Annotated in this window: 18 protein-coding genes; 5 read left to right on the top strand and 13 right to left on the bottom strand. The window is 44.9% G+C overall.

The window, feature by feature from the left end:
- The first annotated feature begins 125 nt into the window (after window positions 1-125).
- Together AB6E30_RS05550 and AB6E30_RS05545 are read left to right on the top strand one after the other, a co-directional pair.
- Window positions 126-2,510, top strand: coding sequence for a helicase-related protein (locus tag AB6E30_RS05550; RefSeq protein WP_372102884.1), 2,385 nt, complete (start codon window positions 126-128; stop codon window positions 2,508-2,510).
- Window positions 2,511-2,713: 203 nt separating this feature from the next.
- On the top strand, window positions 2,714-3,091 hold the full coding sequence (locus tag AB6E30_RS05545) for a hypothetical protein (protein WP_017059766.1): 378 nt from the start codon (window positions 2,714-2,716) through the stop codon (window positions 3,089-3,091).
- Window positions 3,092-3,257: 166 nt separating this feature from the next.
- Here the strand turns inward: AB6E30_RS05545 and AB6E30_RS05540 are convergent, their stop codons facing one another.
- The 6 genes from AB6E30_RS05540 to AB6E30_RS05515 form a co-directional block, all read right to left on the bottom strand.
- Window positions 3,258-4,361 (bottom strand): phosphoribosylaminoimidazolesuccinocarboxamide synthase, encoded by a 1,104-nt coding sequence (locus tag AB6E30_RS05540; protein ID WP_017055177.1) that lies wholly within the window; start codon window positions 4,359-4,361, stop codon window positions 3,258-3,260.
- A gap of 327 nt (window positions 4,362-4,688) precedes the next feature.
- Entirely contained in the window at window positions 4,689-5,096 is a 408-nt protein-coding gene (locus tag AB6E30_RS05535) for a SulA-like leucine-rich domain-containing protein (protein ID WP_017055178.1), read from the bottom strand.
- 350 nt (window positions 5,097-5,446) lie between these two features.
- Entirely contained in the window at window positions 5,447-5,635 is a 189-nt protein-coding gene (locus AB6E30_RS05530; protein ID WP_017070242.1) for a hypothetical protein, read from the bottom strand.
- 165 nt (window positions 5,636-5,800) lie between these two features.
- Window positions 5,801-6,886, bottom strand: a complete 1,086-nt coding sequence (locus tag AB6E30_RS05525) for a hypothetical protein (RefSeq protein WP_372102882.1) — start codon at window positions 6,884-6,886, stop codon at window positions 5,801-5,803.
- Window positions 6,887-7,004: 118 nt separating this feature from the next.
- Window positions 7,005-7,694, bottom strand: a complete 690-nt coding sequence (locus AB6E30_RS05520) for a DUF2786 domain-containing protein (protein ID WP_017059769.1) — start codon at window positions 7,692-7,694, stop codon at window positions 7,005-7,007.
- A 209-nt stretch (window positions 7,695-7,903) separates the two neighbouring features.
- Complete coding sequence (locus AB6E30_RS05515; RefSeq protein WP_017059770.1) at window positions 7,904-8,587, bottom strand: DUF3334 family protein; 684 nt, start codon at window positions 8,585-8,587, stop codon at window positions 7,904-7,906.
- Between the two features lie 222 nt (window positions 8,588-8,809).
- Between AB6E30_RS05515 and AB6E30_RS05510 the strand changes: the two genes are divergently transcribed.
- Together AB6E30_RS05510 and AB6E30_RS05505 are read left to right on the top strand one after the other, a co-directional pair.
- Window positions 8,810-11,845 (top strand): FAD-binding and (Fe-S)-binding domain-containing protein, encoded by a 3,036-nt coding sequence (locus AB6E30_RS05510; protein WP_372102880.1) that lies wholly within the window; start codon window positions 8,810-8,812, stop codon window positions 11,843-11,845.
- Between the two features lie 66 nt (window positions 11,846-11,911).
- Entirely contained in the window at window positions 11,912-12,373 is a 462-nt protein-coding gene (locus AB6E30_RS05505) for an isoprenylcysteine carboxylmethyltransferase family protein (protein ID WP_017066183.1), read from the top strand.
- 91 nt (window positions 12,374-12,464) lie between these two features.
- On the opposite strand, the gene AB6E30_RS05500 is transcribed toward AB6E30_RS05505, so the two are convergent.
- The 6 genes from AB6E30_RS05500 to hutC form a co-directional block, all read right to left on the bottom strand.
- A complete protein-coding gene (locus AB6E30_RS05500) occupies window positions 12,465-13,190 on the bottom strand; it encodes a DUF3581 domain-containing protein (protein WP_016792117.1) in 726 nt (241 codons plus the stop codon).
- A gap of 226 nt (window positions 13,191-13,416) precedes the next feature.
- Window positions 13,417-14,949: a histidine ammonia-lyase gene (gene hutH, locus AB6E30_RS05495; RefSeq protein ID WP_372102878.1), complete on the bottom strand. Its 1,533-nt coding sequence runs from the start codon at window positions 14,947-14,949 to the stop codon at window positions 13,417-13,419.
- Between the two features lie 14 nt (window positions 14,950-14,963).
- Complete coding sequence (hutU, locus tag AB6E30_RS05490) at window positions 14,964-16,658, bottom strand: urocanate hydratase (protein WP_102320506.1); 1,695 nt, start codon at window positions 16,656-16,658, stop codon at window positions 14,964-14,966.
- Window positions 16,659-16,742: 84 nt separating this feature from the next.
- On the bottom strand, window positions 16,743-17,771 hold the full coding sequence (gene hutG / locus AB6E30_RS05485; RefSeq protein ID WP_372102876.1) for a formimidoylglutamase: 1,029 nt from the start codon (window positions 17,769-17,771) through the stop codon (window positions 16,743-16,745).
- Window positions 17,758-19,002 carry an imidazolonepropionase gene (hutI, locus tag AB6E30_RS05480; RefSeq protein ID WP_372102875.1) on the bottom strand — a complete coding sequence of 415 codons (1,245 nt, stop codon included), beginning with the start codon at window positions 19,000-19,002 and terminating at the stop codon, window positions 17,758-17,760. The genes hutG and hutI overlap by 14 nt, the downstream gene beginning before the upstream one ends.
- A gap of 113 nt (window positions 19,003-19,115) precedes the next feature.
- A complete protein-coding gene (hutC, locus tag AB6E30_RS05475) occupies window positions 19,116-19,829 on the bottom strand; it encodes a histidine utilization repressor (protein ID WP_372083866.1) in 714 nt (237 codons plus the stop codon).
- Between the two features lie 181 nt (window positions 19,830-20,010).
- Between hutC and AB6E30_RS05470 the strand changes: the two genes are divergently transcribed.
- Window positions 20,011-20,754, top strand: coding sequence for a sporulation protein (locus AB6E30_RS05470; protein ID WP_280620342.1), 744 nt, complete (start codon window positions 20,011-20,013; stop codon window positions 20,752-20,754).
- Between the two features lie 118 nt (window positions 20,755-20,872).
- Here the strand turns inward: AB6E30_RS05470 and AB6E30_RS05465 are convergent, their stop codons facing one another.
- On the bottom strand, window positions 20,873-21,796 hold the full coding sequence (locus AB6E30_RS05465; RefSeq protein WP_136981915.1) for a DUF3187 family protein: 924 nt from the start codon (window positions 21,794-21,796) through the stop codon (window positions 20,873-20,875).
- Window positions 21,797-22,007: the final 211 nt, after the last annotated feature.

Below are 22,007 nucleotides of genomic sequence, written 5' to 3'. Positions count from 1 at the left end.
TGTAAATAGTTTCCCTCCGATCTGAGCAAACAAAATGATATTCTTACCTATGTCCCACACTTATCGAATTTGAATGCCATAATTCGTTATACTTTGCTCACATTTTTTCGCGACGCTTCCTTTTTATGTCTCTACTTCCCATCGATTCTTATCAAAATGCATTCCACGATCAAATCGGCAGTTCTCACCTCGTAGTCGAAGCAGAAACCGGATCGGGCAAATCAACACGTTTACCGGTGTGGGCGTCTCAGCATGGGCGAGTACTTGTGGTAGAGCCAAGACGAATCGCCTGTACGTCATTAGCTAAATACCTCGCACAGCAATCGGGTGAGAAGTTGGGTAGCAAGGTCGGCTACGCCATTAAGCTTGAATCTGAATATAGCGAGCAAACCGATGTGGTTTTTGTGACTCCCGGAATCGCATTGCGTTGGTTATCTGAAGATGGACTTGCTAGTTTCGATGTCATTGTGGTGGATGAATTTCACGAGAGGCGCTGGGATATTGATCTGCTGGTGGCGATTCTGAAACAAAAAGCGAGTCATCGTTTGGTGATCACTTCTGCCACCATTGAAGGTGAGCGCCTTGCTCACTATCTGAATGCGAATCGAATAAGCTGTGAAGGCCGAACTTATCAAGTTGCTATTGAAAATAGGGCGAATGAATCAAGAGTATTACCCGATATTCGACATCTAGAGCAACGTATTGCTGAAGAAGTGAATCACCAACTGATCGCTTCTCGTGGCGATATTTTGGTTTTCCTGCCGGGTAAAAAAGAGATCGTGCATTGTGAGCAAACCTTGGCAAAGAATCCAGATATCCAAGTTGTTAAATTGCATGCATCAGTGAGTGATAAAGAACGAGGTTTAGCGCTCTCTGGTCGTAATATCGATACTAAAAATGACGGCGACAGTTTACGAAAAGTCATTTTGGCGACCAACGTTGCTGAAACCTCACTAACTATACCCGACATAGGTGTGGTGATAGATTCAGGGTTAGAAAGACGCACCGTTCAGCGTAATGGCAGAACCACACTGATGCTTAAATCCATATCACGAGCGAGTGCCAAACAACGAGCTGGCCGCGCGGGTAGGGTAATGGACGGCGTTTGTGTGCGTCTATATGGAGAGCATGCGGCGTTAGAGTTAGTCACACCGCCTGAATTGCAGCGTGAAGAGCTGACCGAACCTATGTTGGCCGCAGCATGTTGTGGATCTCCGCTTGAGAGCTTGTCCTTCCTTGACCCTATTCCAGAGAAATCACTCAACAGTGCAGCTCAAACCTTGCTGACGATGGAAGCGATTAACGCCGACCATCAAGTTACCGAGCATGGTAAAAAGCTGTATCCGTTGCCGATTGATGCTTTGTATGCCGATATCGTTACTCGAATCAAAACCAAAGCATTAAAAGAGGCGATGGTTGATCTCACTGCGGCGCTGTCCGTTCCTGCTCGCTTGTATCAGTTACCAAACAATGCAGAACATCTTGAAGCGCTCGCGCAACAAGAGAAGGAAGGGTGTGATTTAAGCCTGTTGATTCAGATTGTGCGCGGTCGAGAATATCCGCATTTAGACATCGACCAACAGGCTCTGAATGAAGCTCAAGGATTGGCGAAGCAAATGCGGGAGGTATTTGAACTTCCTCAGCTAGAAGTCGCGTCACGTTTCCAACGCATTGAATTGCTCAAGACCATTGTGAATCTGCATCCTGAACTGGTGTTTGTGCGCCGACTGAAAAGGAAAGAAGCCTTTGCCAATGGTGTTTTAGAAGTGGTGCTCGGTCGTCAGAACCGTTTCCCTGATAATGCACAAGCGATGTTGGTGTTGGATACTCACAGCTTGCCGGGAAGAGGCGTTAAGCAAACACTGACCTTAGCGACGGTCACGACACCCATTCCTCTTGAGCTTCTCATTGATGCTGAACTAGGAGAGTGGGAGCAAGGCGAAACCGTTGTGAATGATGATGGTGTTTTTACCGAGATGGCATTGGTGTACGCAGGCCGCACGATTACAACCAAACTCGTCGCCGCTGAAGGGCAACTATCGTTAAAACCTATCGTCGACCTTGTGTTAAATGGAGAGCAGCTTCCCGGTTTTGCAAAGGCTCGCACTCAAGAAATCAAACACTGGCAGTTGTATGTGAAACTTGGTCTCGATGAACAAACTAAATACACACCAGAAATTGAGAACATTAACTTTGAGCTATGGTTTATAGAGCAGCTTGAAGTACTAGGTGTTACTGATGTCAGCGAATTGGAAATGTTCGATCATGCAGACATACCGTTCGATGGCATTCCAACTTGGCTCTACTCAGAATTTTCGGAAAAATACCCGTTTGCATTGAGCCTTGCCGACTTGCAACTCGATGTTGAATACTTGCCCGCAAGAAAGCTGATTTACGTCCATTATCAGTCGGGTAGCCGAAAGTTATCGCCAAAACGTTGGGAGCTACCGACATGGTCTGGTTGGCGTATTCAGTTCAAAAAAGCGAGTCGAATAATTGATATCAAATAGATGGATAAGTTTTATCTCTAAAATATTAATCAAATAGATGCATATATGATTTTTCAGTGCTTATTTTGTTACAAGTTTGATTTTTATATTCCTTTTTAACCAATCAAAAGGTCATAAAAGACTATTCTTCTATATCCTATTGCTATAAAGAAAGAGTTGATAGATATTGAGTATATTGTGTTGCCAAAGTGTCGGGGGACATCATGGATAAACAGGAAGAGACGCGTGTAGAGTTCGATTACACAACATTTCTTGGCGCCTCATGCAGTAAAAAATGGACTTTTCTGGAAGCACTCACCACAATTGCGCCAGTGTTCAGTACCGTCTGGCGAGATAGCATTAAAGAGTTGGGCACCCCAGAGGATCGTTTATGGCAGATGGCATTGAAATCAATGTCGACGCGTAAAAGTGATGAGTCGAACATTGTTACCTTACTCAAGCTCGCTAAGCTGGAAGGGATCAATGAGCTCAAAGTGGTGATGCCATATTCACTTGAAGAAGAGCAGATCGAGTATATTGAATCGCGCAGTCATTTAGTGATTGCGGGTAATTCTGGAGAAGAGTTCACGATTAAGCTGTAACTTCAGCTCGCCTATAATCTCTCTCGAGGAATAGTAAAAACGTACACGTAAAAAGGGCCTCAAATATTGAGGCCCTTTTAGTATCTAAAACTTGAGTCTACGAGCTTATTAGCTTTCGAGCTTTTTATTTTGAGATTAAGCGATTAAGCAATTAGCAATTAAGCGACTAGTCGATTAGACCATAGTCAGCGCGCAGTACATCGATGATCTCTTGCTTAGGATTTTCGCTCAGTACGATCTCCGCACCTGTGATTTTCGCTGCGATATCAAGGTAAGTGCGAGACAGAGACATTAGAGAATCCAGTGGAAGTTCATTGTCACGAGCCAATGCTTCACGTTCTGGCATACGCTCTTTATTCAAAAGAATGTCGGCATCAGGGAAGTAGTTAAGCAAGAACTGACGGAAGCCTTCTTTTGAATTCTCAACGATGTTGCCGTTGTTATATTCCTGAGTATCCCAAATGCGAGATGAATCTGGAGTACCGACTTCGTCCATGTAGATAAGCTTTTCTTTGCCTTGAGCATCGTTGACGTAGCCAAACTCAAATTTGGTATCAACAAAGGTTTGGTCTACTTTTGCTAGCGCTTGGCTGATTACGTTGAAGCCTTCTTTAAGAAGTTTTTCGTAATGCGCGATGTCGCTTGCTTGAGTAAAGTTGAATGCTGCGAAGTTATCTTCGATGTTGTTGCGTGTGATGTTCACATCGTCAGCTTCTGGAACGCCAGGAATACCTTTCAGAATCCCTTTTGTTGAAGGCGTGATCAGTAGCTCAGGCAACTTCTTGTCTTTCTCAAGGCCTTCAGGCATCTCGATACCACAGAATTCACGTTCGCCGTTTGCGTATGCACGCCACATTGAACCAGTGATGTATTGACGACAAATCGCTTCGATCATGACTGGGCGAGCTTTTTGTACAATCCATACGAACGGGTGAGGGATATCAAGAATATGACTGTCAGCAAGTCCGTTGTCTTTAAACAATTTGAACCAGTGGTTAGAGATAGCATTCAGAGCCGCTCCCTTACCTGGAACACCTTTAAGATTTCCTTCACCACGCCAGATACAATCAAATGCAGAGATACGGTCACTGATCACCATGATTGCTAAAGGCGCATCTGGTGCTACATCGTAGCCTTTCTCTTTAATTAGTCGTTGGCTATCTTCTTCAGTTAACCAGTAGACTGAACGAACCTTGCCGCTGTGGACAGGTTTATCAGTACGGATTGGTAGGTCATCATTTACGGCAAGAACTTGATCAGCAAGGCTCATTTAGACATTCCTATCTTTTATCAAACGTCATACAGAGAAGTGCGGTGTGCACATGATTAGACGGGCATTATACCCAATCTACTATTTGCTTCCAGAGAAAAAGCAAACGATTGCTAAATCTGTTGTTTAAATAAAAACCCCCGCCTAACAATCCGCTAAAAAATGGGCGAATTGTAGGGCAGGGGAAGGCAGTATGTTTGGACTGTGTTTTGGCGAATTGTTTCTTAAGTTAAATTAAGTTTGTTAGCTAAAAGATTAAGCTATGTTTGTGGAACATGTTTTTGAGCCAAAATGTTATTAAGCCAACATGTTATTAAGCAAGGTGGCTTAGTGAATACGCTCTGAATTTGCATCCATAAAGAAGACTTCACATTGAAAGCGTAACCCTAATGTTCTTAGGTACTGTTGACTGAACTGATCAATCGATGCACTTGCAACAATCGCACTCGCATTCTTAGAACGGATTGCTTTCTCAACAGTCTCTACCTCAGTCATTTGATGAGAGGCTTTCATGTGAATAACACGGTCGCAGCAAACATTATGTTGCTTAAGCTGCTTAGCCGATGGTCTTGGTGTTTGAGCCGTAAACAGTAACCACTGATGTTGATTGGACAGCAACGCCATTCTTGCAAACAACGCTTCCTCGTTTGAATTTTTGCTTTTACGAGAAACTGATGTAAATGCGCAGTGAACTAGCGGGCTAGAGTGTTGTGCTTTAACGTGTGCTTGAATCATTTTGCTGTCCTTATATACATGCTGTATGTGTATACAGTAGTTTTAGTTACTTATAAGATCAAGCGTTTTTTGCGGGATTATTGGACGATTTCGTCTGAGGTTATGGATGGTAAATGATTAAATCATTGAAAGTATTCGATAAATTAAATTTGAATGAATCTGCTGTTTTGTATCATAAGTTGAATAAATGTGAGCTTTATACAGGTGTATACACTGGTTTTTGCAGAAAAGTACTGTATATACCTGTATAGAAGAGAGAACAAAGAAGAAAGAAGAAAGAAGAAAGAAGATCTAAAACCACAGGCACAAAAAAAGCGCCTTAGGCGCTTTCTTATATTTCACGGTGTTGCTTATCTCAATGTCGCTTGGGAGAGTTTTGCTCTCATTTCAATTTCACCAATATTGAACTGGCGAACATCAATGGTTGCAATATCATTGCACTCGTTACATGCATGATGACACTTACCATCTAGGTAGTCGTGCTTTTTAACTAGGCTTGGCTTTTTGCACCAATCACAAACGCCTTCTATTGTGAACATATTCTCTCCTCACCCGTTTAAGTCAGGTGTATTTTCGGCGCAAATTATGACACAAGTAAGACCCATTAGTTAATAGTTTGTTACCCGTTTTTGAGAGGGGGATCGATTGCAACACCAATAAAATCGATATCTTTGAGATCTAGGAAAATGAAGATGTGTGTTTGTTTACGGTTTTGTAACATTTTGTAAAATGGTTTTTAGCGCATTGTTCAAACGTTTCATTTCTTCGTCACATCCGTGACCATCTGGATGGTAGATCTTTGATAGCTGTTTGTATCGGATCTTGATGCTTTTCTGGTCGGGGATTGAGCTAGGCGTGTAGCCAAATAGCGCGCAAGCCACCTGCAAATGACTTAAACCTTTGCTGTTTTTTTGCTTCTTCAATTCGTGGAACATGATGTGCAGCTGACGTTTTTGCTGCTTAATCGTAAGGTCCTGCGAGCTAAGCTGCGCTTCAAGTGATTGTTGTTGCTGTCGCGAATCACCCGACTCTAGAGCTTGTCTTCTTCTTGAGATAACGAGAGTCGCAATAATGCTGATAATTGAAATCAACACGGCCAACGCAGCACTAATCATATAGTCATAGCTAGTTAGGTTAGAACTGGAGAGGTTAGAGCGTGATGCTTGGTTAGATTGTACGTGCTGAGATAACCCCTGACTGGTGTCTATTTCAGAGTCGATGCTGTCATCGAGCTGTTCAATTGAAGAGATCTGTTTTGCACGTTGCTGGTTGAATTGCGCTTCTAGAACACGGTTGTAGCCATCTTCTGCATTCGGGTTGTTTTTTAAGGCTGCTTCATACCATAGCTGCGCTTTATCTAATGGTTGAAGGAGGTCTTGTTCTAGCGAGGATTCGTAGAGTTTGGCAACCTCGATAGGTGCGCGCTGGTTACCTTGCAACGCTGCTTTAATAAACCACTCCAAAGCAAGCTTGTTACTTTGTTCAACACCTGTTCCTGCCAAGTACCATTCACCCAGTCTAAATTGCGCGTTTGGGTTGCCGTTTTCTGCTGACTGCGTGTACCAATACAATGCATCACTGGTGCTAACAGGAACGTCGACACCCGATTCATAAGCTTGAGCCAATTGGTATTGAGAAACTGGATCTTGAGGTTGTGATTCTAGTGAAAATTCATCACTGCTTGCTGCGTGCACGAAATGTGTGGTGGACAGTTGAATCGTGGAAAAGATGAGGGCTAGAAATAGTGTTCTAAGAAATGATGAGGGGGGAAAATTGGACACGATAAACAATGGGACCTCATAGTTAAGTCTAATACGATATGTGGTTGTCAATTAAGTCGTATCTTCTTCGGCGAGTGATACGACTAAAGTAATCACTATCAATACCCTAAGCCAATGTGCATCGGCTCTATGATTTAGTTATCTTTTTAGCTGCCTGGGTACCGCCAACTGGTCGATTAACAGACAATTTACGACCTTTCTTCAAACCAACTTCATAATCGGCGGTGAGGTTTTTCATCGCTTCTCTCAGTTGCTGCTTGAACGTTTCACGGTCGATATTTTTGAATTCTTTATCAATGTAGTTATTGATCTTGTTGTTTGATTCGTCGTCGGGAGTAATGGTTGGGAGCTTTTCAAGCGCACCTTCAACCCAGCCTGAAACAAACGAGTTCACGCGGCGTGTCACTTCTAAGGACCCTGTGCCAGAGCCAGCAAAGCTATTTCTGAATTGGCCGGTGTGTTCATTCAGTTCACGATAAATGATATCGAAAGCGAACGCTGCGAAGATCGCGCGGTCGGCTTCACCAATGAACTCAACACGCTTGAGGCCTTTATGATTCAGCAATACGGCTTCTACGCCAAATTTGGTGTTGATACCGCGAATAACACGCAGCAGTGTAGAACTGATATTTGCAGGTAACAGGTGACTGGACTGAGTTTTCCCCATCTTGATAAATTCAATATCGTCTTTTTCGAGACCATATTTCAGCATCAAGTTATGCGCCATTTTTATCGCATTGGCAGCTTCATTGACGTTCGCAGAATTTCCAAGCTCAAGACACTTGGCAATTTTCTTTAGGGCTTTTTTCTTATCCATCGACAATTTAATCAGTACCGCAAATTTTTAAAAGTCCAACATTTTACATGTTTTCGCGGGTAACAGAAAGGCAAAACTGGTTTGATGAACAAGGAAGGCGGTGAACATTGAACTGCATGAGCCCAGTTGGCGGTAAAAACAAAAACGCCATCAAGCGTATTGATGGCGTTAGTGACACGTTTTTTCAATATGTCTAGAGCATTCGTAAACTAGATACCCAGTTCATCGAGTAGATCTGCCGCAGAATCATTGCCAGAGCTTTGAGCTGGCTTGTTCGCTTCTTGCATTTTTTTCTGAGTCGCCTCAAGAATGCTATCTGGACATTCGTCTTCTGCGATTTCAAATTCTTCTAATTGAATGAACTCAGTCTTATCCATCGCAAGCTCAAGGTAGAAGATGTTGTTATTAGCGGTAGAGAAGGTCACACGACGAGCTTGTGGACGGTCGAGATTGGTATCAACAGAAAGGTTAACTTGCTTGTTCAGAGCCAGCATTTTCGGTTGGTTTTGTGTGATGTTGGTTTGCAGCTCTTTGCGGATTTTATTGGTGAAATCGCCAACTAATTGGTTCATCAACTCACCCAATACATCACCCACTTCGTCTGAAGTATGAAGCACAGCAAGCTCGTTTTCAGGCATGCCCATATTGCGCATGTAATTGGTGTAGATCTCTAGCGCTGCTTTGGACGTAAAATTAATAACAACGAGACCAGAAAAGCCGCCGTCAAACAGAACGAAGCAACCAAAATCTGGCTTTAGGCTTGTCTTGTTGATCTTTTGAACCATGGCTGAATAGGACACCTGAGAAGCCGTCGCTGAAGTCAGTACGCTTGAGACTGATTGGCATAGTTTAAGAAGGATATCTTCAGTTGTGACTGTTTTGTTTTTTTTCATTGTGATGTGCTCGTGGAGATGTCTTAAACAAAATGTTATTCAGTATATTGTTACTGAATTAAGACGAAAGTGACTATTTCTCCATTCTTGCACTGAGATTCTGATTTGATCACCTTTTTATATGATCTTAATAGTAGTAAAGTGACGAAATTCAAAGAAAATTATTAAAAATCTCAGATAACCCAATGCTGATAGGATCAGCGAAGTAGGGGCAGGAAGCAAATGTTACCAAGACTTCAACTCAATGCTGATGTCGATCCAGTTGTTGTACGCTTTTTAGATGAACTAAAAACAGCGGGCTTTACTGGCGACATTGAATCTCAATATTCTAGCCGTTTGGCTGTGGCGACTGATAATAGTGTCTATCAGCAATTGCCGCAGGCGGTCATCCTTCCTAAAACAACGCAAGACGTTGTGCTTATCGGTAAAGTGGTTTCTAAATCCGCTTACGAACGCGTGACTTTTTCCCCTCGTGGCGGCGGTACCGGAACCAACGGACAATCTTTAACAAAAGGTGTCGTGGTTGACCTGTCGCGATACATGAATAAGGTTCTTGAGATTAACGAGAAAGAGGGCTGGGTAAGAGTTCAGTCTGGTGTCGTTAAAGATCAATTGAACGAGGCTGTTCGCCCTTATGGTTACTTTTTCTCTCCAGACCTTTCTACCAGTAACCGAGCAACCTTGGGTGGCATGATCAATACCGATGCTTCGGGCCAAGGGTCATTGAAGTACGGCAAAACGTCTGACCATGTATTGTCGCTGCAAGCGGTGTTCGCAGATGGTTCATGTCTAGAATCTGATTTATCACACGGCTTACCTGTAGAGGGTGAATTCGCTCACCATGCACTTGCGGTGACAGAGGCGGTTTGTCGAGACAAACGCGCTCAAATCTTAGATAAATTCCCTCCGCTGAATCGCTTCTTAACAGGCTATGACCTAAAGAATGCAATCAACGAACAAGATGACAGCTTTGACCTAACTCGCGTTCTATGTGGCGCTGAAGGTTCTTTAGCATTCATCACGGAAGCAAAGTTAAACCTAACCAAGATTCCAAAAGCGCGCACACTGGTTAACGTGAAATACAACACGTTTGATTCTGCGCTGCGTAATGCGCCGTTCATGGTGGAAGCGAAAGCACTGTCTGTTGAAACGGTAGATTCAAGAGTATTGAACCTAGCGAAGCAAGACATCGTTTGGCATACCGTGAGCGATTTGCTGACTGATGTTCCGAACAAAGAGATGCTTGGCATCAACATGGTTGAGTTTGCAGGCCAAGATGAAGCGGAAGTTGAACAGCAAGTTCAAGCGCTGACTGCACGCCTTGAAACCATGGTTGAAAGCGAAGAAGCCGGCGTGATTGGTTTTCAAGTTTGTAGCGATTTGGCGAGCATTGGCCGAATCTACAACATGCGTAAGAAAGCAGTGGGTCTGTTAGGTGCGGCGAAAGGCCGAGCTAAGCCAGTCGCTTTTGCTGAAGATACTTGTGTACCACCAGAAAACCTCGCGGATTTCATCTCTGAATTTAGAGTGTTACTCGATTCAAAAGAGTTGAATTACGGCATGTTTGGTCACGTTGACGCGGGCGTATTACACGTTCGTCCAGCATTGGATCTGTGTGACCCGATGCAAGAAGCATTGATGCATGAAGTCTCTGATGAAGTAGTTAAGCTGGTGGCGAAATACGGCGGTTTAATGTGGGGCGAGCACGGTAAAGGTTTCCGTTCTGAGTATGGCCCAGACTTCTTTGGTGAAGAGCTGTTTACCGAATTAAGACGTATTAAAGCAGCATTCGACCCGCACAACAAGATGAACCCAGGCAAGATCTGTACGCCTTTAGAAAGTGACGCTGAATTGGTGAAAGTCACCGATACCAAGCGTGGTTTCTACGACCGTCAGATCGACGTACAAGTTCGTGACAGCTTCAAGCAAGCAATGGAATGTAACGGTAACGGCTTGTGTTTCAACTACGATACTAGCTCGCCAATGTGTCCTTCAATGAAAGTTACGGCTGACCGACGTCACTCACCCAAAGGCCGCGCAGGCTTGGTAAGAGAGTGGTTGCGTCAACTGACTGAACAAGGCGTTGATATTCTCGACCTTGAGCAAGAAGCGTTGAAAGACAACACACCCGTTAAGACTATGATTGAGCGTGTTCGCAATACGATGAACAAACGCCATGAGTACGATTTCTCGCATGAAGTTCATGAGGCGATGAACGGTTGTTTGGCGTGTAAAGCGTGTGCGAGTCAATGTCCGATCAAAGTCGATGTACCAAGTTTCCGTTCTCGATTCTTGAACATCTACTACTCGCGTTACCAGCGCCCTGCAAAAGATTATCTAGTTGCCAACATTGAAACCATGCTGCCGCTGATGGCGAAAGCGCCAAAAATAGTCAACGCTGCATTGGGTCAAAAGTGGATCCAAACGGCAACAGCTAAAACGGTCGGTTATGTTGATGCACCATTGATGTCGGTGCCTACGCTCAAAAATCGTCTAGCGAGTAAAGAGCTGCAACTCTTCGATTTACAGTATTTAGAAGGCTTGTCTTCTGAACAGAAGAAACAGCATGTGCTGATCGTTCAAGACCCGTTTACCAGCTTCTATGATGCCGAGGTGATTGAAGACTTCGTCACTCTGGCTCAAAAACTTGGCAAAACTCCGGTACTGCTGCCGTTCAAACCGAATGGTAAAGCGTTGCACATCAAGGGCTTCTTAAATCGTTTTGCACGTGAGGCGAAATCGACTTCGGATTTCTTGTCGATGGTGGCGGATATCGGAATTCCTTTGGTCGGTGTTGATCCTGCTCTTGTGCTTTGTTACCGCGATGAATATGTCGAGATCTTAGGTGACAAGCGCGGCGACTTTGATGTACTTACTGTGCATGAATGGTTAATGCCATCGCTAGGTGAGTTCGAAGCACGCTCAGCAAGTGAAGATATGTGGTACTTGTTTGCTCACTGTACTGAGAAAACCAAAATGCCGAACGCTGAAAAAGAGTGGGGTACTATCTTCAAACACTTTGGGGCGGCGTTAACCAGCGTTCCTGTCGGCTGTTGTGGTATGGCGGGAACTTTCGGCCACGAAGTCGATAAGCTACAAATGTCGAAAGACATATATGGTTTAAGCTGGAAGCCTCAAATGCAGGACTTACCAAAAGATCGTTGCTTGGTGACGGGCTATTCTTGCCGCAGCCAAGTGAAGCGTTTTGAAGGTGAGAAGCTTGCTCACCCATTACAGGCGCTAGCAAAAATTCTCTAATACATTTAGCCCAGCAATTGCTGGGCTTTTTTCTAAACTAACAAAGGAATGTTAATAAGGAAAAGTATGAAATTTCTAGAATTAAAAGTACCACCAGTTGCACTGTTCATTATTGTATTCGTAGCATCATACTTCTGCGCTCAACAGTTGAGCCAAGGGACACTGGCATTGCCTTATGGAATGATTGTGTTAGGAATCGGAGTCACATTGAGTGGTGTGATCGGAATATCCGGCATATTGGAATTTCGAAAACAGAAAACCACCGTTAACCCGATCAAAGTAGAAACCGCTTCAGCCGTCGTGGACAGTGGAATTTTTGGCTACACGCGAAACCCAATGTACTTAGGGTTGTTCATCCTGCTATTTTGCTTTGGCTACTTCTTCCAGAATATCTTCAGTGTACTACTTAGCTTTGGCTTCGTAATCTACATGAATTACTTCCAAATCAAACCCGAAGAGCGAGCACTAGAACAATTATTCGGCGCAGAATATGTTGATTACAAACAAAAGGTTAGACGCTGGATTTAGTGATGATTTGAGTGCTGGCTTAGTAATCGAAATAAAAAAGCCCAGCTTGAGATTATCAAGCTGGGCTTTATTGATCTTGTTCTAGAGCTGATTAAGCAGCGGCTGTGAACTGAGCTAGAAACATCTCTTTGCGTTCGTTGAAGCGGTTTACTAGGTCGTCTACAGAAGCTTGGTCGTATGGCTTAAGGCCACTTGCTACCATACGCTTCACGCCTTTACCTACTACTTCGCCGTCTTCTTTGAAATCGAAGTTCAGGGTCACGATGCCACGTTTGCCTTCAACATCAAAAGTCGCGCCAGAGAATTCAACTTCTGGGTGAGACAGGTCTAGGCGAGTAAATTCAACTTCCATGCTCTCGTAAATCACTAGAGGACGTTGGCAGTTGATCATCATTTGTTGTTCTTCCATAAGAGGAACCATGATGTGTGGGAAGTTCATGCCAGAGAACTTAACGTAGTTTGTTACCACGTGCTCGATGAATGCTTGGTCGTGGCTCTTTTCACCTTCACAAGACATGTGGAGGTACTCTTTGCCTTTCTCGTCAACCAGTGAGCTTTCTTTCTCACATTTGTTGTCAACGCTAAGCGCAATACCGTTACCCACCATACCTGAAAAATCAAAACGCATTTTTTGGCTGATGCCTTCTTTCTGCAGAAGAACTGCAAACAAAAGATCGCCAGGCACGCAGAAGCGCTTGTTGTCTTCATCGTGAATTGGGTTGAAGTCAGCAGCTACTTTTTTAGCAAAGTGGCTAGCTTGTTCACGAGTGAATTGAAATTGATTGTCTTCAGTAGAAAAGTAAGGTGTCAGAAACATAGTATCGCTATTAGTCATCAAATCTGGGGTGGATTATAGCTAACTAACTTCGATCTAATGGTCTATCCAGTTAACTTTGCTTATATATCAGTCAATTAGATAAATACGTTGGATGGTATGTGACGACTTTAAGAGAGATATGGCCTCTGGCTCAATGCAACAAGGGCTAATCGATAGCCCTTGTTTATATGACACTCTAATGAGTGTTGTTCAGAATGTTTTTGCTTTAAAAGCTACACAAAGTGCCTTCTGGCATTAGGTGATTATGAACGGATAATTTGAGCAATAAGTTCGCTTGTTCAATATCCGGTGCAAAATATCTGTCTTTGTCGTAGAAGCTGACTTTTTCACGCAAAATCTGTTTCGCTTCTTCCACACGAGGAGAAGATAGATTCGGAGCGCGGAAGTCTAGCCCTTGTGCTGCTGCTAAATATTCTACAGCCAATATCCCACGGGTATTTTCAGCCATGTATCTAAGTCTACGTGCTGCGAAGGTTGCCATTGATACGTGGTCTTCTTGGTTTGCTGATGTCGGAAGGCTGTCTATTGACGCAGGATGCGCTAAGGTTTTGTTCTCACTCGCCAATGCTGCAGAGGTAACCTGAGCAATCATAAAGCCCGAGTTCACGCCACCGTTATCGACCAAGAAAGGTGGAAGTTTGCTTAGCGCGCTATCAATCAGCAGCGCCATTCTTCGTTCTGACAAGCTACCGATTTCAGCTATTGCTAATGCAAGGTTATCGGCAGCCATTGCCACAGGTTCTGCGTGGAAGTTACCCCCTGAAATAATGTCGCCATCGTCAGCGAAAACCAGCGGGTTGTCGGATACTGCATTCGCTTCAATCGTTAAAGTCTCTGCTGAGTTACGAATCTGCTGTAAACAAGCACCCATCACTTGAGGCTGACAGCGCAACGAGTAAGGGTCTTGAACCTTTTCACAGCAAGTGTGTGATTCACCAATCTCACTCTTTTGATCAAGCATATGGCGATAAGCAAGCGCGGCATCCATTTGACCACGATGACCACGAACGCGATGAATTCGAGGGTCAAACGGACGACGACTACCCAGTGCAGCTTCAACAGACATTGCACCACATACGGTTGCAGACGCAAACAAGTCTTCCGCTGCGAACAGACCTTCTAATGCAAAGGCAGTCGATGCTTGTGTGCCGTTTAACAGCGCTAAGCCTTCTTTCGGCGCAAGTGTGATTGGTTCAAGACCTGCGATCTGCATTGCTTCTAAGCCAGTGATGATCTTGCCGTTGTGGCGTGCTTGGCCTTCACCTAGCAGAACGGTACTCATGTGGGCGAGGGGAGCAAGATCTCCAGATGCGCCTACTGAGCCTTTCTGTGGTACACATGGGTAAACTTGAGCGTTCACAAGATCGATAAGTGCATTGATCACCTTGAGGCGGATACCCGAGTAACCGCGAGATAAGCTGTTAATTTTTAACACCATCATCAAGCGCACAGTTTCATCAGACATGAATTTACCAATGCCCGCCGCGTGAGAAAGCACGATACTTTTCTGTAGTACTTCTAAATCTTCAGGGGCTATTTTAGTATTCGCTAATAAGCCAAAACCTGTATTGATGCCATATACCGTGCGATCTTCAGCAATCACTTGCTCGACAACCTGCATGCTCGCTTCAATATCAGGGATAGCTGCAGGGTCGAGTGACAGGTTCACAGGGCTACGGCTGATTTTACGCAGTTCAGATAGGCCTAGTAGTCCTGGCTTAAGTAATAAATTCAACATGTTATCTCCAGACATTAAAGGCGACGAAGTTCTTCGTTTAGCATAGGTAAATCAAGCTTCTGCTCTTTGGCACATTGCTTGGCAATATCGTAACCTGCATCAGCATGACGCATAACGCCGGTTGCTGGGTCATTGTGAAGTACGCGAGCAATACGCTGTGATGCATCTTCACTGCCGTCACAACAAATCACCATGCCTGAGTGTTGCGAGAAGCCCATACCAACGCCGCCACCGTGGTGCAAAGAAACCCAAGTTGCGCCGCCCGCTGTGTTCAGAAGGGCATTCAATAGAGGCCAATCTGATACGGCATCTGATCCATCCATCATGCCTTCTGTTTCGCGGTTCGGGCTTGCTACTGAACCTGAATCTAGGTGGTCACGACCGATAACAACTGGTGCTTTCAGTTCGCCATTTTTCACCATTTCATTGAATGCTTGGCCTAAGCGTTCACGATCTTTCAAGCCAACCCAACAAATACGCGCTGGCAGGCCTTGGAACTGAATGCGTTCACGCGCCATATCTAGCCAGTTATGTAGATGTGGGTTGTCTGGAATCAGTTCTTTTACTTTTTGGTCTGTTTTGTAGATGTCTTCTGGGTCACCAGATAGTGCCGCCCAACGGAAAGGACCAATACCTTCGCAGAATAAAGGTCGAATATAAGCCGGAACGAAACCTGGGAAATCAAACGCGTTTTCTACGCTTTCTTCCAGTGCCATTTGGCGAATGTTATTACCGTAATCCACGGTCGCTGCGCCGCGGTATTGCAGGTCTAACATCGCTTGTACTTGAATCGCCATAGATTGCTTAGCGGCTTTCACCACTTTTGCTTCATCAATGGAGCGCTCTTGTGCGGCTTTCTCCATCGTCCAACCTTGCGGCAAGTAGCCGTTAAGAGGATCGTGGGCAGAGGTTTGGTCAGTCACCACATCAGGTGTGATATTGCGTTCAACTAACTCTGGGAAGACGTCTGCGGCGTTACCTAATAAGCCAACAGAGATTGGCGTGTCTGACTCTTTAATCATTGCCATCGCTTCATCTAAGCTGGTGGCTTTTTTGTCTACATAGCCAGTACGCAAGCGGTAGTCGATTCGTGATTCATCACACTCCACTGCGATCATTGAGAAGCCAGCCATCGTTGCAGCAAGAGGTTGAGCGCCGCCCATTCCACCAAGACCGCCCGTTAGAACCCACTTGCCGTTTACTTCACCTTGGAAGTGCTTCTTCGCGATAGCGACAAAGGTTTCGTAAGTACCTTGAACGATGCCTTGTGAACCAATGTAGATCCAGCTGCCCGCGGTCATTTGGCCGTACATCATCAAGCCTTCTTTATCGAGCTCGTTGAAGTGTTCCCAGTTCGCCCAGTGTGGAACAAGGTTCGAGTTAGCGATCAGTACGCGAGGTGCGTTTTTATGAGTCGGGAACACGCCCACAGGTTTACCGGATTGAACAAGTAACGTTTGGTCGTCCTCTAAACGCTCTAATACTTCAACAATCTTGTCGTAACATTTCCAATCACGTGCTGCACGACCAATACCGCCATACACAACCAGTGCATGTGGGTGTTCTGCCACATCAGGGTCTAGGTTGTTCATCAGCATACGCAGTGGTGCTTCTGTTAACCAAGATTTAGCGCGCAAAGTGGTGCCATGAGGTGCGCGAATTTCGCGAGTCGTGTCGAGACGAGGGTCACTGTTGTGGTGTTCCGTCATTTTGGAATTCCTTCTGTTTCACGTTATATCGTTGTAGTTGTAGTTGTAGTTGTAGTTGTAGTTGTAGTTATCGGTATAGCTGGATTAGTCGCTGGCCATTGCACTGGCTATATCCCAACACAAACGTGCCGCCAATCGAGCAGTTTGGCTATCGATGTCGTAGTCTGGGTTGTATTCCGCAATGTCCGCGATAATGAGTTTTTCACTGTGTTTGAAAATCTGTTCTAGAAAAGGAGCGAGTGCTTCATAGCTCACGCCTCTTGCCGCTGGTGCACTGACGCCCGGCGCTGTCGCTGCTGGAAATACGTCAAGGTCGATAGTGAGATAGAGGTAATCACACTCAGCGATGAATTTTTGTAACTTAACCAGTTGAGCGACTTGGTTCACTTGGGTCATGTTGCGGTCGTGTTCATACCACACACCAAGTCGGTCGGCTTTGTTGAAAAGTGCTTTGGTATTGCTGGCGGCACTTACACCGAGACACGCGTAATGAAATGGCCACTGATGTGTGTGGCAGTATTCGCTAATCTGATTAAAGGGTGTGCCTGAGCTTGGTTTGACGTCAGCGATGTCGCTTTCAAATTCACGAAGATCAAAGTGAGCATCAAAGTTAACGATACCTATCTTAGGTTTGTGATCTGATTGAGTTCTGTGAAGATGCTCAGCTAGGCCTTGGAAAGAAGCCCAAGCGACTTCGTGACCGCCGCCAAGGGTAATCACTTTGTTGGTTGATAGCGCATTGGCAATCACAGTAGCGCACTGCTTCTGGCTCACTTCTAATTGATCATCGTTACATTCGATATCGCCAAGATCAGCAAAGCGTGTATCACAGTGCCAAGCCATATTAGCTAACGCTTGGCGAATCAAATTAGGTGCTTGTTTTGCGCCAACACGTCCTTTATTTCTTGCAACACCGGCGTCGCTGGCAAAGCCTACCAAGGCGATACCACCGTCAGTCAGCTCGTCACTTAACTCGCAACTTTGCACTTGCTTGGTAATGTGATGAACGCGAGTACCGAGTGGGCCATCTTCAAGATCATTACGTCCGGTCCACACAAAGTTATGCATGGTTGTTGCGTTCTCTTGGATAGCGTTGGATTTAGATTGAGTCATGACACACCTCGCCATTAACAATGCGCTTATGCAGGTGAGGAACACCAACTTGATAGCTTAAGTCGGCAGGGTGCTCGATATTCCAGATAGCCAAATCAGCAGAGTAACCTACTTCAATTTTGCCTCTGTTTTGCGACTCGCCAATGGCAGCGGCTGCATGGCAAGTTACCCCACGTAATGCTTCTTCTGGGGTTGTGCCAAATAGGGTGCAGCTCATGTTCATCATCAGTGTTAAATCAGCAAAAGGAGAAGTGCCGGGGTTTAAGTCGGTCGCGATTGCCATTGGGATGTTGTGCTCACGAAGTAGGGCAATGGGCGGCTGCTGTGTCTCTTTCAAAAAGTAGAAAGCACCTGGTAATAATGTGGCGACTGTTCCTGATTTAGCCAGTGCTTTTACTCCTGTTTCATCAAGGTATTCAACATGGTCGACAGAGAGTGCACCGTATTTAGCTGCGAGCGCACTGCCGCCCATGTTAGAAAGCTGCTCTGTGTGGCCTTTGATCACTAACCCATGTTCTTTAGCAGCCGCAAATACACGATCGGTTTGTTCTAGGTTGAAGCCGATCGATTCGCAGAATACGTCGACCGTGTCAGCTAGTCCTTGCTCTGCGGCTTTAGGGATGATCTCTTGGCATACCAGATCAACGTAACGATCTGGCTGTTCTTTATATTCTGGTGGTACAGCATGTGCTGCAAGGAGTGTGGTGGTGATTTTAATACGACGGTGGTTTTCTAAGGCTTTAGCAGCACGTAACATCTTAAGCTCGTCATCAAGTGTTAAACCATAGCCAGACTTTACTTCAACGCTGGTGACACCACTTCTTAGCAGGCCGTCTAATCTAGGCAGCGCCATCTCAACCAGTTCGGCTTCTTGTGCGGCTCGTGTCGCCGTTACCGTCGCTAAAATACCACCGCCTTGTTTTGCGATGTCGGTGTAGGAGACACCATTTAACCGTTGTTCAAATTCATTGGCACGATTACCTGCAAACACCAGATGAGTGTGGCAATCAATCAGTCCTGGTGTGACGAGCTTGTTTTTGCAGTCGTAGATGATGTGATCAACAGAGCGGCTAGCACTCGCCGTTTCACAATGAAGTGACTCATCGCTTGAGTGTGACAGGAATACGATCTTACCGTTCTCGATAACGATATCTTGCGGGGAAGAAGGTTGATAACCGTCAGCTCCCGAGCTCATCGAGACCACTCGTGCGTTTTTGAGGATCAAATTCATAATCACCTAGATCTTTGCTAAACATTAAATGTATATACAAATAAATAGGCTAAACTCTGACCTGAATCAAGTCGATGTTGCAAAAATGTGATCGGCGATCAGGATGATGTTCTTTAATCTAGAAGTATCTTGGAGCTTAATTTGTACTTAGAGCCAGGATGGTAGAGCAATGCAAAGCTGATAAGCCGTTCTTTGCTCCATGTTCTTCTATTTAAAAGAAGGCAAGGCTCTGATTCAGAAAGCTTTAGTGACGTTCTGATTTGTAAGTCTGGAATAATGGCTTCAACCGTGTGTTCTATAGCACTCAACGGGCAGCTTTTTGAAAGGTATTCGTTAGGTGTAGAGGTTGAAAAGTCTTGCTCTAGGTATTTTGGAGCGGCTTGAGAGTTCACCCAGCGCGCTTCCAATTGAATCGGTGCGTTGTCGGCAAAGTGTATGATTTCACTATAGTACACTTCAGCATTGATCATCACACCTAACCGTGTGGCGGTGCTTTCATCTGCCTTGATGCTCTTGTGTTTGATAACTTGGCTAGTATACGTTTGGCCACGGTCTTTGATCTCTTGCGCGATGTTGTTGATATCAAGCAGCGGAGATTGCGCCTTTTCGTCTGGTTCACAAACAAAAGTACCTAGCCTTGGTTTCCTAATGAGCTTGCCTTCAGACACCAGATCTCGAATGGCTTTATTGACCGTCATTCTGCTCACTTTGAACTGCTCGGTGAGTTCGAGCTCTGTGGTTATCTGGTAACCCACTGGCCAGTGACCACTAGTGATATTGTCGTCTATAAACTGTTTTATCTGAAGGTAGAGCGGCGCTTTCGACATAATGAAACCTTATTTGACTATACAAATAGAGTAACGGATTTATTCACGATTTCAACATTTCCTCGGGCAATGTGACTTTATTCAACATAGATGGGGCAAATTGCTTGATTCTGTGAGGCAAGTGTCGCAAATTGTGACGCAATAACTATTCGTAAATCAGATAATTAGAAAGGGAAATAATATGTTTAAGAAATTAAAGGCCTCGTTGGGCATCGGTGCAGCAAAGGTTGATACCGTCTTAGATAATATTGAAGTTTTCCAAGGTGGAGAGTTGTCTGGCAACGTTCACATTGTTGGCGGCGACGTTGAGCAACAAATCGACCTGATTAACTTAGTTCTCAACACCGAAGTAAAAGTAGAAACGGAAGGCAGCACCAGCTACGAAACCTTTTCGCTGGGTCGTATTCAGGCCGTAGAGCCTTTCGTTATCCAACCGGGTGAAACCAAATTGGTGCCATTCCGCCTTAAGTTAAATGATGAAACGCCAGTCACCGCATTGAATGCACAAATGAACCAATGCCATGTGTGGGTTGAAACCAACCTAGATATCGGCTTCGCGATTGATCCTAAAGACCGCGACTTTATCTCGGTTCACCCACTGCCAACAGTCGCTAAAATCATCCAAGGTGTGGAAGCATCGGGAATGGCAATGGTGAAAGCAGACGTAGAGAAGGGCTTCCTGAAAGGCAACAGCTTTGCTTCTCGTTCGGGCTGTTACCAAGAGATTGAATTTCGCAGCGGCGGTTTCATGAACAACAAAGAGATCGAACTGTCATTCATCGTTGAAGGCTCAATGGTTCACTGCCTAGCAGAAATCGACCGCTCAATGAGCTTCCGCGGCGACCAATACATCTCATTCAGCTTACCTGCTAATGCGGCCGACTCAGACATTCGCAACGCTGTATCAAGAATCATGAGTGCGTAGTTCCCTCTCTGTTAGCAGTCGCTCTGTCTATTAATTAATAGAGACAATACAACTTTTCAAGCCGAACTTAACCATTCGGCTTTTTTGATTCTACTATCTGCCCCGTCCTGAAATGGGTTTACCACTGGTGCCGATAGGCCAATTGAAAAGCAACATCGGTGGAGTTGTCCATATTGAAAATGTTCTCGATTATGGATATCTCAATTGCCGAGCGTTGCATGAGATAGCGATAGCCAAACATCATTTCATTCGCGGCTTCTGAAAACTCAGTTTCACCGTCTTCTGCGCCTTCATACCAACGATACTCTAGGTGTAACTCATGATTTTCAAATAGCGTGAGTTGATATCCTCCCATCCATGACCATGTCGTTTTTTTATGTGAAAAGCTATTCTCCACTTCTCTACTGGACTGATTCGCTAATCCTAAGCTTGTATAGAAGGTATTGATGTCGAGTTGGTATGCATAATTGAGTTGAGCGCTTTGTTCGGTGCTGTTTCCCTTAAATGCACCGTGGCTGACTTTGTTATGATAAAGGGAGACGCCAAAAGATAAGCCATGGTTTTCTATATCTATGATCTGATATTGGGTGTAGAGCGTGAAAGCGCTAGTCAATGTGTCGCCGGAGAAGTCTCGATTATTGACGCCATGGTCTGGTGCATAGATGTCGAATTGGTGTCTCTCTTTCTGATCTCGACCTGCTTGGTCGATGCTAAATAGGTCGTGAAAGTTAATGGTGATTTTGTCGAGATGATTATTGGCGGCGTATAACCAGCGGTAATTGAGCTCTACTTGCCACGCTGTAGTCAATTGCCATCGCAGGCCTGTTTGAAGTTGGTTTTGATAATAGTCTAAGTGATAGCCGTGGGAGTTAGCCCAGATACTCGCAGCAGTTAAGGCTGTAAATACTTCAACCTTATTCTCTTCAAGAGGGAAGCCTGAACGGAGCGACGGGGTGAGGCGAACCGACTGCAGTGGTGCTTGGGTATAACTGATTAAGGGGCCGTAATCTTTGTTGGCCCATGCGTTTGGCGCAGAAAACATGGCGGCTATTACTAGCGGTAAAGGTCGTATGAGCGATATACAAGTAGCCCGTTTCTCCATATGTACCTCATCTGCATTCCGTTGCTTATCTATAGCTTAGTTCGAAAGGTGAGTTTTAAAAGTAGAGAGATGAAGACCACGGTGCTCAAAGGCACTGTAGATTAATGAAGAGTCATTGAAGTAATACTACCTGTTACTTTGTTATTTTAAC

The organism is Vibrio sp. 10N.247.311.12 (assembly GCF_041467515.1).
Taxonomy (GTDB): Bacteria; Pseudomonadota; Gammaproteobacteria; order Enterobacterales; family Vibrionaceae; genus Vibrio; species Vibrio crassostreae_C.
The sequence above is the reverse complement of the archived record's forward strand: the minus strand, read 5'-3'. Positions and strand labels throughout refer to the sequence as shown.